13 protein-coding genes are annotated in these 17,000 nt (G+C 68.8%); 4 read left to right on the top strand and 9 right to left on the bottom strand.

Annotated features, from left to right (window positions below):
* Nucleotides 1–12: 12 nt before the first annotated feature.
* From tgmC to ACWD26_RS02760, 4 genes are all read right to left on the bottom strand, one after another.
* Nucleotides 13–1,143 (bottom strand): ATP-grasp peptide maturase system methyltransferase, encoded by a 1,131-nt coding sequence (gene tgmC / locus ACWD26_RS02775; protein WP_451265501.1) that lies wholly within the window; start codon nucleotides 1,141–1,143, stop codon nucleotides 13–15.
* Nucleotides 1,140–2,093, bottom strand: a complete 954-nt coding sequence (gene tgmB / locus ACWD26_RS02770; protein ID WP_451265499.1) for an ATP-grasp ribosomal peptide maturase — start codon at nucleotides 2,091–2,093, stop codon at nucleotides 1,140–1,142. Before tgmB ends, tgmC begins: the two co-directional genes overlap by 4 nt.
* Entirely contained in the window at nucleotides 2,090–2,386 is a 297-nt protein-coding gene (gene tgmA / locus ACWD26_RS02765; RefSeq protein WP_451265497.1) for a putative ATP-grasp-modified RiPP, read from the bottom strand. The genes tgmB and tgmA overlap by 4 nt, the downstream gene beginning before the upstream one ends.
* 89 nt (nucleotides 2,387–2,475) lie before the next feature.
* Nucleotides 2,476–2,685: a hypothetical protein gene (locus ACWD26_RS02760; protein ID WP_451265495.1), complete on the bottom strand. Its 210-nt coding sequence runs from the start codon at nucleotides 2,683–2,685 to the stop codon at nucleotides 2,476–2,478.
* A gap of 371 nt (nucleotides 2,686–3,056) precedes the next feature.
* On the opposite strand from ACWD26_RS02760, the gene ACWD26_RS02755 reads away from it, so the two are divergent.
* The 3 genes from ACWD26_RS02755 (at nucleotide 3,057) to ACWD26_RS02745 (ending at nucleotide 5,935) form a co-directional block, all read left to right on the top strand.
* A complete protein-coding gene (locus ACWD26_RS02755) occupies nucleotides 3,057–3,809 on the top strand; it encodes a DUF6879 family protein (protein ID WP_451265493.1) in 753 nt (250 codons plus the stop codon).
* 12 nt (nucleotides 3,810–3,821) lie between these two features.
* Nucleotides 3,822–4,673 carry a helix-turn-helix domain-containing protein gene (locus ACWD26_RS02750; protein ID WP_451265491.1) on the top strand — a complete coding sequence of 284 codons (852 nt, stop codon included), beginning with the start codon at nucleotides 3,822–3,824 and terminating at the stop codon, nucleotides 4,671–4,673.
* A 491-nt stretch (nucleotides 4,674–5,164) separates the two neighbouring features.
* The gene (locus ACWD26_RS02745) at nucleotides 5,165–5,935 is read left to right on the top strand and encodes a hypothetical protein (protein WP_451265489.1); all 771 of its coding nucleotides are present in this window, start codon (nucleotides 5,165–5,167) and stop codon (nucleotides 5,933–5,935) included.
* Between the two features lie 317 nt (nucleotides 5,936–6,252).
* Here ACWD26_RS02745 and ACWD26_RS02740 read toward each other — a convergent pair whose 3' ends face one another.
* On the bottom strand, nucleotides 6,253–6,456 hold the full coding sequence (locus ACWD26_RS02740) for a DUF397 domain-containing protein (protein ID WP_451265487.1): 204 nt from the start codon (nucleotides 6,454–6,456) through the stop codon (nucleotides 6,253–6,255).
* Entirely contained in the window at nucleotides 6,453–7,283 is an 831-nt protein-coding gene (locus ACWD26_RS02735) for a helix-turn-helix domain-containing protein (RefSeq protein WP_451265485.1), read from the bottom strand. The genes ACWD26_RS02740 and ACWD26_RS02735 overlap by 4 nt, the downstream gene beginning before the upstream one ends.
* A gap of 161 nt (nucleotides 7,284–7,444) precedes the next feature.
* Here ACWD26_RS02735 and ACWD26_RS02730 point away from each other — a divergent pair, with 161 nt between their 5' ends.
* Complete coding sequence (locus ACWD26_RS02730; protein ID WP_451265483.1) at nucleotides 7,445–8,032, top strand: ATP-binding protein; 588 nt, start codon at nucleotides 7,445–7,447, stop codon at nucleotides 8,030–8,032.
* Here the strand turns inward: ACWD26_RS02730 and pglX are convergent.
* The 3 genes from pglX to ACWD26_RS02715 form a co-directional block, all read right to left on the bottom strand.
* On the bottom strand, nucleotides 7,962–11,579 hold the full coding sequence (gene pglX / locus ACWD26_RS02725; protein WP_451265481.1) for a BREX-2 system adenine-specific DNA-methyltransferase PglX: 3,618 nt from the start codon (nucleotides 11,577–11,579) through the stop codon (nucleotides 7,962–7,964). The genes ACWD26_RS02730 and pglX overlap by 71 nt on opposite strands.
* On the bottom strand, nucleotides 11,576–16,303 hold the full coding sequence (gene pglW / locus ACWD26_RS02720) for a BREX system serine/threonine kinase PglW (protein WP_451265479.1): 4,728 nt from the start codon (nucleotides 16,301–16,303) through the stop codon (nucleotides 11,576–11,578). Before pglW ends, pglX begins: the two co-directional genes overlap by 4 nt.
* A 144-nt stretch (nucleotides 16,304–16,447) precedes the next feature.
* Entirely contained in the window at nucleotides 16,448–16,993 is a 546-nt protein-coding gene (locus ACWD26_RS02715) for a hypothetical protein (protein WP_451265477.1), read from the bottom strand.
* Between the last annotated feature and the right edge of the window lie 7 nt (nucleotides 16,994–17,000).

Genomic DNA, 17,000 nt, shown 5'->3' with positions numbered 1-17,000 from the left:
TGCTCGTTGCCGTCAGACCTTGGACCAGGTCACGGTCTGCCCGGCAGGTGTGACGGTCACCTCGAAGCGGTCGGGCCGGGGGGCGCCGTCTGCACGCCATCGGTTCACGTTCTCCTCGATGTCGTCCCACAGGCGCACGGGGCCGCCCTGGCGTACGGTCCAGCTGTCGCCGTCCTGGGCGAGGGCGGCCCAGGCGCCGGCGTGGACGTCGACCAGAAGGTGTTCGGTTCGGCCGTCCCGGTTGATGCTGAGGCGCTGCGCGTGGGGGGCCGCGAGCTGGGCGACGAAGCGGGTGTTCCAGTCGTCGAGGGAGTCGGCGGCGAGAGAGGTGACGCGTTCGTCGTCGCTGTCGTCCGGATCGGGCAGCAGGCCGAGCGGGGGCGGGAGCTGGGGGCGGGCGATCATGAAGGAGATGTGGCCGTCGAGGAGTCGGCCTCGGGCGGTGCCGTCCTCGCCCACGGTGAGGCGGGCGAGTTCGGAGGAGTGAAGCCAGCCGGACAGGGTGGCGAGGATGATCCCGCCGGGCCGGGTCTGCTCCACCCACGCATGAGGCAGCTCGGTGACGCCGCACGTGGCGATCAGCCGGTCGTACGGGGCGCCGTCCGGGTGACCGGCGAGACCGTCACCGACGACCAGGAGCGGCGCGTACCCGGCGTGCCCGAGTGCGGCACGAGCACGGGTGGAGACTTCCGGGTCGATCTCCATGGACGTCACGAAGTCGTCGCCGATCCGGTGGCAGAGGAGGCCGGTGGAGTAGCCGGTGCCGGTGCCGATCTCCAGCACACGGTGCCCGTCTTCGACCTGGAGGTCTTCGAGCATCCGGACGACGAGGCCGGGCAGGGTGCTGGATGAGGTGGGCTCGCGCAGGATCTCGCCGCGGATGTCGCGAGGTGCGATCGTTCCGGCGATCTGGGTGACGAGGGAGTCGTCGTCGTAGCAGCGGCCCAGCCATGGGGGGGCGTCGGGAAGGACGGGCTGCCACGCGGTCTGTCCGGGGCTGTCGGCCCGTTCGAAGAAGCCGCCGCGCAGGAACTCGTGCCGGGGCACGGCTTCGACGGCGGCTCGCCACGGTTCGGTGCGCAGCCGGCCGTCGGCGGCCAGGCGTTCGGCGAGGGCGAGACGGAGGCCCTTGTCGTCTGTCACGTCGTGGTCTTCCTCTCCAAGAGGTCTGCCAGGGCCGCGCACAGGGGCAGGCCCGTCTCAGTTTCCAGCCAGTACCACTGGCCCGAGGGGTTGCACTCCAGGAACCACCATGGCCCGTCTTCGGCCACGCAGAAGTCGAAAGCCCCGAAGACAAGCCGGAAGTGGTCCATGTAGTGGCGGAGGGCCGGCACGATGCCGGGCGGCGGCTCCACAGGCGTGTAGGTCAGTCGGTCGTAGTCGGTGCGCCAGTCCAGGAGGTCGGAGTCGATCCGGACGCAGTACACCTGGTCGCCGATGACGGTCACCCGTACGTCGGCGGATTTGAGGATGCGCCGCTGGAACAGGTGGGCGGTGCCCGCCACGCCGTCGTCGATGTCCACTGCGGAGACCTCGGCGACCTTCACGACGTTCGAGACGCCGTCGACCCGGTAGACGGGGTTGTGCAGCGGCTTGTAGATGACCGAGCCGTGCCGCTTGACGAAGGCCCGTGCGGCGTCGGGGTCGGAGGTGATCAGAGTGGGCGGCACCAGGAAGCCTGCCTCCACGGCTGCGGCCAGACCGGAGGGTTTGAACTCCGCGTCTCCGATGCGGTGCGGGTGGTTGACGTAGAGGCAGCCTGGCAGTGACGCCAGCACTCCGCCGAGCCCGTACCGGGCCTGGGTGATGGCGAACCGCGCGTCCCGCTCGTCGAGGTGCGGGAAGGCGAACCCGGTCGGCCGCCGGTAGTAGAGGGCGCGGACGTCGGCCAGGTCGACGGTGCGGGACGGGGTGAGGAGGCGTCCCCGGATGCCGTGCGGGGTGATCTCCGCCTCCACCGTCAGTGATGCGGGGAAGTCCCCGGAGTCGAACCGCACGACCGGAATGTCCCGGTCGTGCAGCTCGCGGATCACCACGTCGGCGGTGGGGTCGTGCAGGCTGGTGACGACCAGCACCGGACGCGGGTCGTTCACTGGTCGCCGTCACTGCCTGTGTCGGTGTCCGCGGCGCCCTGGTTCTGCCCGTCGAGGCTGGTGCCGGTGGAGGGGCTGGTGCCGGTGCTGGTGCCGTGGCCCGGAATCTCCATGACCTGGCCAGCCGCGTCGAAGAACACGGCCGTCTGGGAGGCCGGGTCCAGCCGGGCGGTGGCGTACTCGGGGGCCATGGTGGGGTACGGCGCCATGCGGCCGACTCCCCACGGCGTCGGGGTGATGGTTCCCTGCGGGACCGCCGTGCTCGTGGGCAGACGGTCGGAATGGACGAACATGTCTCTCTCCTTGGTGACGCGGTAGGACCCGCCTGGGCAGGTCTCGGACCTTTACTGGCCCATGAAGGCGCTCTCGGCGTTCGCGGCGCTCATCGTGCTGCCCTCACGACCCGGTGGTGCGGGCACGCGCAGGCGGGGAACTCCTGCCCGAGACCGATCACCGCCCTGGCCTCGCCGCCCTCGAAGCCATGCGTGCCCGAGTCGCTCGTGACACGGCCCGTACGGTCCACGGTGTAGACCCTGAGCGTCATCCGGGGCGGGAGGTCCCCGTCCTCGTGGGTTGTGTCGGCAACGCTCATGCGCCGCCGCCTTTCCGTAGCGCCTCCGCCTGTCGCATGGCCACGTCGGGGCGTACGCACCCCCGGTTCCACGGGCCCGAAAGCGGACGGTCGGCATCGGCTCCGGGCGACGGAAGCACGATGCGTGCATGATCGAGGGCCGCCCTCAGGGACTCCACGATGGCGAAGGGATCAACATCGTCGCGTGCTGTGACCATGGACAGGAAGGTACGAACACGGAGTCACCGGCCGCGATGCGATGTTCTCCGATGTTCTTCGAACATGGCTGAATGTTCTCGTGTGGTCTCACACGAGGGGGTGGACGCTGTGGTGCGGGCGCATCAAGGCTGGTCATGCTGATGGCGACAGGCCCTACACCATGGGAGGCGACCTTGACGCGACGACTGCGTTTCAACGGCACCGACAGCAAGAACGGCGCCTGCCCCGCCGTACATGAGGACCTCGACTCCGGTGAGATCATCGTCCAGGGAACACCGCTCACCGACCCCGAGGACGTCGCCCAGCTTCAACACCTCGGCCCTGGAGATGCCGCAGTGGTCGTGCCGCGTGAACTCCTCGTCCATCACGGGCCCAAGGAGGTCACCCGCGTGCCCAAGCTGATCGGCCTGGAGGAGTTCAGGCGGCTCTTCGAGACTTTCGAGCACTCGGCCTGGCATCTGGAGACACGGCGGGGCTACGCGTCGGACCGGGAGGACCCCGGGTACGCGGAGTTCCTTGCAACCGGCACGGCTCCGTGCGATCTCGACAGCGAGTGGTGCACGAACATCCACCGTCAGACGGCCGACGGCAAGTACGTGGGGCGGGTGCGCGTGGTCGACGACCCGCCGACCGAGGGACAGTTGTTCCTGCTGGACTATGCGAGGTGCAACGCGGCCACGGGCGAGGACGTGCGAAACCTGTGGCGCGAGGACGCCGACCGGCTTGGGCTGCCCGCTGAGGACTTCTGGATCTTCGACAGCCGGTTGGTGGCCGTGTTGCGCTTCGACGACGAGGACGCCTTCCACGACGTCGAGGTCATCACGGAACCCGCCGAGGTCCTGCGGTACTGCCAGGTCCGCGACGCCGCCGTGCACGGGTCCGCGCCGTACGACGAGTTCGCCGCGCGACTCGGTGCCGACCACTAGCGAGCGGAACCAGTGAGCACAGACTTCCAGCAGGCGAGGGAGGCCCTCGGGCTGCGGCTGAGGGAACTCCGGCTGTCAGCCCCTGGAGGTCGGCTCACCGGCACGCAACTCGCTCGGCGACTCGGCTGGCCACACTCCAAGATCTACAAGCTGGAGAACGGCCGGCAGACCGCCACCGGCGAAGACCTGCGCGCCTGGGCCCAAGGTGTCGGCCGGCCGGACGTCTTCGACGAACTGGACGCCCGGCTCAAGGGCTTCGAGTCCCACATCCGCTCCTGGCGTCGGCAACTGGCCGCCGGGCACCGGCCCGTGCAGGACAGGTGGAACCTTGAGGTCGAACGTTCCCAGGTCATCCACGCCTGGGAGGAGGCCGTCGTTCCCGGCATGCTGCAGACAGCCGACTACGCGCGGCACATCTTCCTGCGGTACGCGGATCTTCAGGGTTCGGTCCGCGACACGGACGCTGCGGTCCGAGCACGCATGCGGCGCCAGGACTGGCTGTACGAAGCGGGCCGGACGTTCCACGCCCTGGTGTGGGAGGCCGCCCTGCACGCCCTGATCGGTCCTCCGTCCGTCCTCGCCGGCCAGCTCGACCGCCTCGCGGGCGTCATCGGCATGGACACAGTGGAACTGGGGGTCATTCCGCTCCGCGCCTCGCTCAAGATCCCGACGGCCAACGGCTTCTGGATCCTCGACGACAGGCTCGTCATCGCCGAGGACTGGCATGCGGAGCTGTGGCTGGACGACGCCGACAGCGTCGCCCTGTACCAGAAGGTCTGGAGCACGCTCAGCGAATCGGCGGTGTACGGGGCCGAGGCTCATCACGTCATCAACTCGGCCCGCCGGGCTCTGAATCAGCGCTGACGAACGTCATGGTGCGCGCGACTCCGAAGCGTAGACCTCTCGCGGTTGATCGCCGGGTCGCGGGCCATGGGTTGCCGGGGGCACCTCGTCGACGACCTCCCGGAACGGCACAGGCAAGACGTCGAAGCCCGCGCCCAGGCATCGCAGAGGCGTCGTCGTCCGCCGTGTCGGTCACCCCTTCGATGGCCTGTTCCTTCTCTGAACTATGTGGACCTTGACGAATACCGGTCTACGGATGCGGCGCCCGTCGCGGCCAATCCCGTTGGCCTCCCGGATGGCTAATCGCCACTACAACGGCAGCAGCCTCCTGCGGCCCCCCTGCCCAAGCGGAGCGTTCGCGCAATTCGCGGGCGGAGCGTCGAGTTGTAGAGAGCCTGCGCTACTGTCCTTGCTCCAATCCGAAGAGGGAGACCATGGCACAGCAGGGGCGGATAGCCAGAGCACGGCGATGGTGGCGCAGCACCCCACCGTTGATTCGGAGCATCAGCATCGTGCTGCTTGCCCTCGGTGCCTTTCTCGCTGGCACAGGTCTCTGGCTTGACCACACAGACTGGTGGGAGGGGCATAGCTTCTTCGTCAACCTTGTCTCAAGCCTCACATCGCTGTGCTTCGGCGTTCCCACCGCCCTGCTTATCCTCAGCCACCTCGGGAACGCCCAGGCAGATGCCCGCCGAACCCAGCGGACCAAGGACTTCGCGCGGGCCGAGATCCACGAGTTCCACATAGCCCTGACCAGAATCTTCAGCGTCACCACACCTGCGGCCCTGGCCTCCGAGACCCAGGCCTTGCTCAGTGACCTGCACCGTCTGCGTCAACTGAGAGACAGTGACGGATCAGCAGCCACGGAGTTTCTCCGCGGCTTCAACGCTCTGCTAGACCTCGGCCGGGGGCCATCACAGTCGTACCGGCAACCGACCAGCTGGGAAGCTTTGGCTGCCGACCGCTGGCAGTGGAGGAGACTCGAGACGTGGCATATCCGGGTTGAGACCCAGTGGAGGGTCCTGAGCGATGAGGTACGCCCCAAGGTCACCGAATGCGGCCTGCGCTGGCTTTCTAAGTCTCCGGCTGCGGCAGCCGAACAGGCAGTACGGCGGCTCTTGAGCGAGAACAAGCGCAACCCCTGGATGGGACGGGAAGCCTTCGACGCACAGGACGCCGTGGCGGCCATGGGGCACTTCCTCAACGACCTGCGCGTCCTGTGCTCCATAGCGGAAAACCTGGCCGCTTACTACCCGCCTTCGGACCCGTCCAGGACACCTTGATCCAGTCCGGCAGCGCACTTATGCGCACGTCAGCGCTCCCTCGCGTCGTTCCTCGGTGCACTGAAGGGCGTCGAGCACCCCGCCTACGGCCTACGCCGCATGCTCACGGCTCGACGTGCTCTGCCGGGCCCGAGGGCCTTACGAACCCGCTCCCTGTTGGCGCCCAGCTCAGGAGTTGGAGCAGGGCGCCGACGTGTGACGGACCTGCTCGCGGGGTCGCCCGTCGTTCACGCCATGGGTGAAGTCGGCCTATCCGTCCGGCCCCCACACAGAGGCGGGCCCGTCCCGTCCGCCGAGGGGCCCTGCCCCTGCGCCTGTCAGAGTGCCGCGAACTCGACGAACGCGGTCCATGCCGTGGGGTCTACGGCCAGGGCGGCGCGGGTTGTGTCCTTCGAGTCGCGGACGTGGACGGTGCCGGGGAGGGCGGCGACCTCGACGCATTCGCCGCCGTCACCAGCGCTGTAACTGCTCTTGAACCAGGCCAGTCCGTCCAGGCTGAGCCTGGCCTTTTCCCCGCTCATCTCTCTCCCAACAGCTTCTCGATCAACAAGCGCGATTCTGCCGGAGTGTGGGCCTGCGCGCGCAAGGACCCGTACGTACGCTCAAGCTCTCGGATCTTCTGACGCTCGGTGTGGACCCGGCTGTCTCCTTGTACCTCCGCATAGGCGATCCTGCGCCCATCCTTCATCTCCATCAAGGTGAACGGACCAGCCAATCCCGCATGCTCCTGACGGCAGAGCGGCATCACCTGGATCTCCACGTTCCGCTTCTCCTCAATGAGTAGGAGCTGCTCCAACTGCCCTCGCCATACCGCCTCACCGCCAAGCGGACGCAGGATTACGGCCTCCTCGACCACAAAGCACAGGTGTGGAGCGGGCCGCCGGTCGAAGATTTCCTGTCGCGCCAGTCGGGCGGCCAGCCGCTGTTCGATGACTCCCTCGTCCAACTGCGGGCGCCACATGGCGAACACCCCCCGCGCGTACTCCCCGGTCTGCAAGAGCCCTGGCACAGCCTGGGTGGCGTACACGTGCAGCACAACCGCCTCGGCCTCCAACTTGGCGGCGTCCCGAAAGAACGCCGGGTACTGAGCCCGAGCCACCTCCTCTTTGCTAGCGCTCAACACCCCACCCGCATCCAGCACTTCATCAACTCGGTCGATGAACTTCGGCGGCGGGATACGTCTCGCCTGCTCGAACGACGCGATCGTCGAGGCCGAGTACCCGGTCAGCGACCCGAGCGCCGCGCGGTCCATCCCCGCCCGCTCCCGGAACAGCTTCAACTGCCGCCCGAACATGCACAGCATGCCCGTTCCGACCTCGTACTCCGGCTGCTGAACCTCGTCGTCCACGCCACAGCTCCCCTCGTACAACCGCCCGGTCGGCCAACTCGGGGCCCGGGAACCGGTCACGCCCACCACCACGTACAAGCGCACCGCCCGCGTGTACAGCCCGTACTCGTCAGCGCATCGCTCCTGGTCAAAGCTACGCAGAGTCCGCGACCGTTTACCCCATGAAGTCAGCAACTCCCCCGAACGGGCATATGCCACGACGCCTCGCACCCGAACGCGAGTTCACCATGCGCTTCACCTCAACGCCGCGCGGTGCCCGTCTCGCCCGCCGGCTCGTCTCGCACCGCCTGGACGACTGGGGCAACCCCTACACCACCCACGTCAACGAAACGCTCACCCTCATCACGGCGGAACTCGCCGCCAACGCCGTACGCCACGGGCATGTCCCCGGCCGGGATTTCCACCTTCATCTCGTCCTGGGCGATGGCGTCGTCCGGGTCGAGGTGACCGACACCCGCGCCGAGAAGCAGCCTCCGTCCAGCCCTGCGGTGACCGACTCGCTATCCGAGTCGGGCCGGGGCCTGCTCCTCGTCGCCGCCCTTTCGGACGACTGGGGCGTCACCCCTCGCCATGCCGCCCCGGGCAAAACCGTGTGGGCGGAACTGCGCGTGCAGCAACAGGGCCACCCGCGCACGCACCGGGTGACCCCTGAACCGACGGACGTCGAACTACTCCTGACTACGGCTTCGCTGCTGCGCGACGACCTCGGGTCGCCGGAGGACGCCAGGCACGGAGGTCGTCGTCGGTGAGTCCGTGCTCGCCCTGCTTCTGCTGGCGGTAACCAGCAAAGAAGTCCGCCGGGGAGCCGCTGTAGTTCATGTCGAACTCGTTGTGCCACTGGGACAGCCACGGCTGGAGTTCGAGCAGGCCGGCGAGGAACGGCGTGATCTCCTCGGTGGACAGGGCGGTGTTGGTGAAGTACGTGGCGAGGGCCTGCGCCTGCTCCCGGTGGTCCCAGCCCGCCCACCCGTACAACTCGGGAGTGGCGGCGTTGGTCTGCCCGTAGGAGATGAACCGCTCCTTGGGCACGTCGAGCTTGCCACGCGCCCTCCAGTAGGACGGGCGGAGGAAGTCGGCCGAGGTGTACTTCGGCGGCACGGGGATGGAGTCCCGGATCTTCCGCTTGGCGGGCTCGTCAGGCGCGGCGTCCTCCTTGCGCTGGAGGTCCCATACCTCTTCCCAGTCCGCGCGCTTCTTCAGCCCGGAGGGCTTGTAACGCAGGGCGGAGAGGAACGGCACGTGCTCGTCGGTGATCAGCTCAGCGACGACCTTCGCGAGTTCCTTGCGGGGCGCGTAGAGCTTGGCGACGGAAACGAAGTCCTCGTCACGGGAGAGGGCGTCTGTGAGGCGGGCCAGGGTGAGGATGGTGGGCTGATCGTTTTCGTCGAACCAGTGGTCGCGGTTCTCCATACGGTCGAGCAGCCAGGAGCGGAGGGCCTTCTCCTGGAGGGCGTCCCAGCCTTCGGTGGCCCAGCGACGCTTGTACTCGGGGCGCTCGACCATTCCGATGGCACGGTTCGACTCGATGGCGTCGATGCGCTTCTGGACGATCTCGCGGTAGGGGGCGGCCCAGTGAGCGGGGATCTCCGTGATGGGTGTGGAGTTGTGCCGCTTGAACCACTCGTCGCTGGCCTCGCCTGCGGCGACGCGACGGGCCAGGACGATTTCGAAGGCGCGCTCACCGTGTGCGAGCTCGGGGAGGCTGGGGTCGTCGGGATCCTCAGAGACGCGAAGGTCTTCAGAGTGAAGGTTGTAGAGGGAGTAGACCTGCCAATCCAGTTCCTCTTGGAGGGCGATCATGCGAGAGCGAGTGGACTCCCAGCGAGCCTTGGCTTCACGGAGGGCTGTGGCAGTGGACTTGGCCGCCACTGCTTCGGGGCTGGTGGAGGCGAGTTGCTGGGCGAGGGCGTCAAGGGCAGCAGCAAGGGCGGTGGGATAAGAGGGCGGAATGGGGAATTCTTCAAGGTTGGTGCCAGTGAACTCATAGCGTTCTTCCCACGCTTCGCTCTGAATTCCGCGCCCCAGGCCACTGCCGCCCTTGCCCTGACTCACCTGCTTGAGCCAGAACCCAGCCGTAGAGCTGTTGAGCAACCCAAGCAGCCGTAGGTGCTCCTCATCACTCGCCCCCTCCCGCAACTTGATCACCGGAGCAGTGCTCCCAAAAAGAGCCCCGTCACGATCGAACACAACGTGGTTGTGCGTTGCAACGAAGGGAAAAGTCAAGCCATTTCTGGTCCGAAGCCTCTTCGAATAATTCTCCAAATGGGCGTACCACGGTCGCCCATGCTCGACCATCGTCTTACCGAAAAGCATGCGTCCGCGAAGAAGAGAACGAGCTACCCACAAGTAACGTGAGACTACATAGCTCGCCTCGTCAATCGGTTGTTCGTTCTCGCGGTCTTGATAGGGAGCGCAGAGGGTAATCGCGTCGGCGATCTGAAAGTCACGAACACTCGCGCCCACGACTAGCGAGCGGACATTATTGTCCAAACGCAGACGTCGTGCCGTCGCAGAGTTAGGCAGGAAGTAGATATCGTCGGCACCAGACTTCGTCGTACGTCCAATCGTCTCCACCACTTGCCCCAAAGACACATCGGAGACGCGCTGCAGTTGCCCTACCATCTCCAATCCACCATCGGCCAAAATCCAAGGCTGCTGCCCGAAGTATCTCTTCCGGTCCAGGTCATCGACGGATACCCATTGACTAACGGAGCCCGGCCTTTCGATCTGTTCAACGATCGCCCGCCAGACCAGGCCATCCTCGGCATCCTCTGGCGCACCGGGCTCGCCCTGAACGCTGCGGACGGTTCGGATCACGGGTGCCCGCCCGTCCCCACCCCGCTGCTTGCCAATCAAGATGACGGTCGGCGTTCCGTGGCCTGGAATATAGGCGCCTGAGGTGTCGATCACCTCGGTCAGCTCCACCGCGTGCCCAAAGTATCCTTCGATGAGCTTCGCTCCGAACTCCCGCTTCATGAAGGAGTTGGCGGTGATCTGCCCAACCGTGCCGTAGCCGCCCCCCTCGGCGTTCCCACGCTTAGCCAGCTCGAAGAACCGCTGGGCGAACGGAACTGACAGCGCGTATGTACCCGCGCACGCCGAATACAGCTCTCGGTACAGCTCGTTAAGTTTCCTGTCCTCCACCGTGATGTAAGGCGGGTTCCCCACCACCACGTGATACCGCCCCGGCCGCAGGATCTCCGGGTACTGGTGCACATCCTCCGTGGCGTATTTGAACTCGGCCAGTTCGTCCGCGAAGTCCTCGTCCACCCCGCCGAACAGGTTGCCCTGCTGAGATCGGCGGGCCTTGATCAGCGAGTCCCCCACCGCGAGATGAACCGGCCACTCATACTTGGCCGCCTCCGCCAGCGTCCGCACCCCACTCGCCGCCATAGCCGCAACGAGCAACCGGAATCGAGCAACAGCCACCGCAAACGGATTGATGTCCACGCCGTGCACCGAGTCCAGCGCAGCCCGCACCCGCTCGTGCACATCACGCCCGGGCTGCCCCTCAGCCCACAACCGAACGAGCCGCCGAAACGCCCCCAACACAAAGTGCCCCGACCCACACGTAGGGTCGATCATCTTCAGTTCCTCGTACCCGAACTCCCGCACCGCAGGGTTCATCGTGCGGTCGAGGATGAACTCCTCCACGAACTCCGGCGTCTGGAGCAGCGCATACGTCTTCCGCGCGGCCTCACTCAGGTCCTGATACAGGTCCCCCAGGAACCGCGTGTCCCACCCCTCCGTACCGTCCTCGTTCAGCGGGTCGGTGAAGTCGTGGACGAGGACGCCCGCCTCATCCCTCCCCCGCCAGAACTCGACCAGCTCCCGCGCACCGTCATGCGAAAGCGGAACCTGGTACAGCGGGTTGTGCCGCTTGTCGAAAAGGAGCCGTCCCGCCTGCCCCTGCCCCAGTTCCTCGAACGCCTTCTCCAGCCACCCCCGGTACGTCGGGTCCTCGTCCGACTCCACGTACGCGTCGTACCGAGACTCCGCCAGCTCCCGCCGGTCGCCGTCCGGCCCCGTCAGGTACGGCTCCGGGATCAGCCGGTTGTCCTCGCAGAACCGCACGAAGACCGTCCCCAGCACCCACGCCACCGCGACCTGCGTGACCCGCTCGTCCAGCCACGAGGTCCACGTCGCCGCCGTACGCCCCAGCTTGCGCGCCTGGTCGTACTCGGCCCTCAGCCGCGCACCGACATCCCCCAGCGCCTTCACCTGTCGCCCGAGGTCGGTCTCGACCGCCTTGACCTGCTGCTTCAGGTCGTTCAACAGAGCCTTGCGGTCGATCACTTGACGTCTCCCTCGACACCACTGGCATTGGCACTCGCCATGCCCTCGCCCTCGCCGGACCCGCGATGGGCGTTGCCCACCCATGTGTCCGGAAGCTGAATCCACTCCCCCAGGCCGGCCTGGTACGGCACGGCCACCTGCCCGAGCCGGGGCTCACGCGACGGGTCGCTCTGCGGGACCAGGAGCCACAGCCCCCGCCCGCCCCGCCGGGCCGCCGACGCCAGCCGGTCCAGGACGCCCATCGCGTCGTACCGCGCGAACACCCCGGCCTCCGTCAGCAGCACAGGACCCGCAGGGCCAACAGGATCGGCCCCGCCACCGTCGCCCAGCAGCTCCGCCACCCGGGGCTCCACCGCGCCCCACGCCGTCCGCACGTACTCCGCGAACTTCACGGCACCCTTCGAACCCGGCTCGGCGGCGTCCGCCTTGAGCAAGGTCTCCCAGGTCGGCTTCGTACCCGGCGTGACCTGCGCGTGCAGGACCTCCAGGAACAGCTCCGTCACCGACACCGCGCCCGCGCCCAGCCGCTCGGCCCCCAGCTCCCGCACCGCGTCCCGCACCAACTGCTGCCGCACGGTCAGCACCCGGAACCCGTCCCGGCGGGCCGACGCGAGCAGCCGTTCCTCCGCGCGCACCGCGCCCGCGAGCTGCGGGTCGTCGGCGTACCGCGTCACCGCGCCCGTACGGGTCGACTGGCGCCACGCGCCCGTCGTGAGGTAGCTGGACGCGTCGTCCACCCGCGTCGGCAGGTAGCGCAGTGTGCCCGTGTCCTCGCGTGTGTTCAGCGACAGTTCGAAGCCCGCGTCGCGCAGGGCCTTGGTGAGCGGGCCGCCCGTCGGCAGGTCGTGGGAGGTGCCGCCCCGGCCGTCCACCACGACCAGTTCCGGGAAGCGAGCGCGCACCCGCTCATGCACGTCCTCGCCCGTCAGGCCGGGCTGCCGCCCCTCCGGTACGCCCGGAATCCAGCGGACGAGCCCGGCCTGCGTGAGCCGCAGCGCCCGGACCAGCGGCAGGTCGCGCGGGTAGATCTCCAGACGCGGAGTGGCCGCAGCGTTCACGGAGGCCGCTGCCGCCAGCTCGACCATGCGCCGCTCGTCCCAGTTGACCGCGCCCGGCGGCACCGTCAGCGCGCCCAGCTCGGCCAGCACCGTCGCGGCCGTCGGCAGGGTGTCCAGCTTGGCCAGCCGGTCCGCCGTACGGCCGAGACGGGTCGCGTACTCCAGCAGGCCCGGTGCGGTCGGGGTGTCCGGGCCGTCGTCCCCCCGTACGTCGAGGGCGAGCAGGCCGGCGCCCAGGGACTCGTCCGTCGCCTTACGGTTCGGCTGGTGCTGGAACTCGGCCTCCTGCGGCACCAGTTGCTCCACCTCGACCACGGCCCGTACGGCAGCCAGCGCCATCGCGCGCCGCTGCTCACGCCCCGCGAGATGCGTGCCGCGCCGGACCGCCAGGGCGTCCGCGATCTCGACCGCCGAGGCGACCCGCCCCATGCTCACCAGCAGGTCGATGATCTCCTCGCGCAGTGCCTGGACGGCGGGCTCCGCCTTCCAGCGCTTGCGCTCGTCCTTGAGTATCTGCGGGATACGGCCCTGGCTCAGCCCGAGGGCCTCCGCGACGTCCTTCTGCTTCGGCCAGACGCCGATGCCCGGCAGGACCCCGTGCTCGTCGGGCAGGCGCAGCAGCAGCCGTACCATCTCCGCCTTGTTGCGGTTGGAGCCGTTGTTGTTGACGGCGGGTACGAAGACGGTGGCGAGGGTGTCGAGGCTGACCGAGCGCAGTGTGCGGGCGGGGAGCGTGCCCGCCGACTCGCCGGTCGCCAGGTGGCCGACCAGGGCCGACTCGGCGGCCGTGAGCTGCTCCAGCTCCTCCTTGGCCTCCGCGCGGCCCTTCGGCGTGAGCGGCGAGACGGGGATCTCGCGCAGCCGCTCGCCCCACTCGCGCTGCCGCTGCTGGACCTCGTTGCGGGTCTTGGCGCCCAGGCCGGGGGCGTTGACGAGTTTGCGGCGGCTGTAGTCGAGGAGTTCGCCGACGGTCGTGATGCCCAGGCCGTACAGGAACGACTGGGCGGCGAGCGTGAGCCCGGAGACGGTCAGCGGGGTGTCCCGCGTGACCTCGGCGGCGAGCCGGTCGCGCTGCTGCTCGGCGCTCTCGGGTTCGGCGTCCGCGATCCCCGCCGCGGCGGCGCCCTGGGCGGGCAGGCCCTCCCCGGCGGTCGTGGGCGCCGGGGCCGACGCGCGGGCGCGGTGACTGGACGGAACCGTCTGCGAGGCGTCGAGGAAGACCTTGCGCCAGGCGTCCCGCATCGGCTTCAGCTCGGGGTACCGCTTGGCCGCGTCGCGGTGCAGGGCCTTCTGGAAGAAGGCGACGAGGCCGTCCCGTACGGCGGGGTCGAAGGCTTCGGCCGCGATCGTCGGGTACGGCCAGTCCTTCGCCTCGGTCATGCGGGGCAGGACGCTGCCGTCGCCCCACTTGGGCAGCTCGCCGGAGGCCATCTGGTGCAGGGTGACGGCGACGGCGTACCGCTCGGCGTGCGAGTCGTACGAGCCGCGGGTGATGACGTCGACGAAGGGGTCGAGGTAGCCGTCGGTGCCCGCGTCGGTGCTCTTCGCCGGGTAGCCGGCGAGGGAGAAGTCGATGAGGACGAGTTCGCGGGTGCGGTTGGGGCGGATGCGGATGGCGATGTTGTCCGGCTTGATGTCGCGGTGCCAGACGCCCTCGCCCTCCAGGAAGTCGACGGCGCCGAAGAGGTAGTCGCCGTACGCCTCCAGCTGGTCGACCTGGAGGCGGCCGTTCTCGCGGAGCTGGCGGGCGACCGTCTCCTCGCGGCGGCGCGGGCGGGACCCGGCCTCGCCGCCCTGCCCGGTGTCGTCGCGTTCGTCGCCGACGTACTCCAGCGCCAGGACCGTACGGCCGCCGATGTGCAGCGGCTCGGGCTCGACGAGGCGGATGATGCCGGAGTGGGGGCGCAGGCGGCCCATGGCCTCGGCCTCGCGGGCCAGGATCTCGCCCCGGTTGTCGGAGAGGGCGACCTTGAGCACGGCCAGCGGGCGGGTCTTGCGGGCCTCGGCCTGGAGGTCGCGGACGAGGAAGGCGCGGCTGGTGGAGCCGGTGCCGAGGCGGCGGCGGATCTCCCACCGGCCGGCGAACACGTCACCGGCGACGGCCTCCAGCGGGTCCTTGTCGGCGGGGGCCCCGTCCTCCTCGCCGGGCGCCTCCGTGTCGGGGGCCGCTGGGGCGGGGGCGGTCAGGGAGTCCTCGACGACCTCCAGCAGCTCCAGGAACTCGTCCACGCTGGACAGGCGCTGGCCCGGCCGGTAGGCGGTGGCGGCCTGCACCAGGTCGTCCACGTCCTCCGACAGGCCGTCCACCAGGGAGCTGGGGCGCAGGCCCTCCCCCGCCTCCAGGCGGGCCAGCAGCTCGGCCTGGCTGGCGGCCGGGGCCTTGCCGGTGACCAGCAGGTAGGTGAGGACGCCGAGCCCGTACACGTCGAGGTGCACCGGGTCGGGGTTGAGGGCGGTCAGCTCGGGGGCGAGGTAGGCGTCGGCGTCGTCGGCCAGGTGCATCGCGGACAGGGCGGTCGGCGCGAAGCGGGTCATGCCCTGGCCCTGGGAGGAGTCGCCGCTGCGCTGGGTGGCGATCTGCCAGTCGGAGATCTGGAGATCCGGGGTCAGCCAGGCGGCCTCCTCGCCGACTGCCCGGCCCTTGCGGCCGCGCGGCCGGGGGACGACGTGCACGGAGCGGGCGGCGAGCGCCCGGTGGTGGATGCGGCTGGCGTGCGCGGAGCGCATCGTCTCGGCGAGCTGGCGGACCAGCGCCATGCGGCCGAGGATGTCCAGCTTCTCGCCGTACTGGACCAGGTACTCGTCCAGCTTCAACGTGTCCGGGTGGTAGTCGAAGATCAACGCGGGGCCGGCGGCGTGCCCGGAGGGGAAGTACTGCTTGAGCTGGACGGCGCCCGGGTGCTTGAACCGGCCCAGCACCGCGGCCTCGCGGCGGGCCGCGTTCTCGACGGACTGACGCAGGGAGGCGTCGGAGCCGCGCTCGCTGAGGTAGATGCGGACGCGGGCGGCCTCGGGCAGGTCGCTGTGGCGGGCGAGGTAGTCGGCCCACGTGGGCCCGGAGTCGAAGGACTTCCGCTGCAGCTCGTACGGGCCGACCTTGTACTGCGCGTCGCTCTTGCGGATGCCAATGTTCTTGAGGGCCGCCTCGACCTCGCGCGAACCGATCGCCGTGACGCGGCGCCGCTCGTCACGCGGGGGTGCCTTGAGCATCTCGACCAGCTGGTGGACGGTGTACACGCCGTTCTGGTCGTGGGCGGGCAGGCGTACGCGGAGGCTGTTGTCGGTGAAGCAGACGGCCTCGGCGACCCAGACCCGCTTGTTGCCGGGCAGTGCGAGCAGGCCGGCCAGTTCCTTGGCCTTGCGGTTGACCAGGTGCAGCGGGTTGCCGTGGGTACGGCGGCGGCCGCCGGGCGTCGTCTGCACCCAGGTGCCGTTCTCGGACGTAACCGAGCCGTGCCAGTCCTTCAGCTCGATCATGCAGACGCCGCCGGGGGCGACGACCAGCAGGTCGACCTCGCGGACGTGGCCGGTGTTCGCGGTGAAGGTGAAGTTCGACCAGGCACGCCAGGGGTCGGAGTCCGGCAGCTTCTCCCGGATCGCCTCCAGGCCGCGGCGTTCATGATCGAACTCGGACTCGGTGACCGTGACCCACCGGCCTTCCCGCATGCCTGTCCCCGCTCCTCGTGTCCCGCGAGGGCGACCGTTCCCCGTGGTCGGACCCTCGGGGCAGATCCTAGTGGCTGGCCGGACCGTGAAAAGAGGCGGTGAAGGACGGGAAAACAGGATATTCCCCTGCTCACGGGCTCCGGGTCAGACGTAGGCCTCCCTGAACGCACGCGCGAACTCCGGGTCGGTCACCGTGCCGTTGCCGCCTCCACCGGTGCGGTGGCCGCGGCCGGAGAGAGCCATGACGGGATCGAGCACCTCACGCATGTAGTGGCGGATCCAGTCGGAGGGCTGGCCCTCGTAGGCAGGCATCGGGGTGAGGACCGCCAGGCTTCCGTCGGGGTGGCTGACGACGCCCCAGACGATGCGGTACATCCCGACGCGGCTCACGATCAGCCCGTTGGCCTTGACCTCGTGGTCCTCCGGCAGACGTGGAGCCGCCTCGATGATCGCTCCGATCGTGTCGTTCAGGCCGACCGTCGTCTGCACCGTGGTGACGAGGCCGGAAGCCCCGACCAGACCGTGCAGGCTCTCGATCACGGTACCCCGGGCGGGCGGGCTGAGCGTCAGGTCGTACACGGCGGAGTCCTTCGACGAAGGGGACGGGGATTCGGCGACGGCGACAAGCGACGACAGCAAGCGCTGGCAATAGGCGTCGACACAGCACCAGTTGAGCACATCCGATGCCAACTGACTC

Source organism: Streptomyces sp. NPDC002787 (assembly GCF_053592095.1).
The sequence above is the reverse complement of the archived record's forward strand: the minus strand, read 5'-3'. Positions and strand labels throughout refer to the sequence as shown.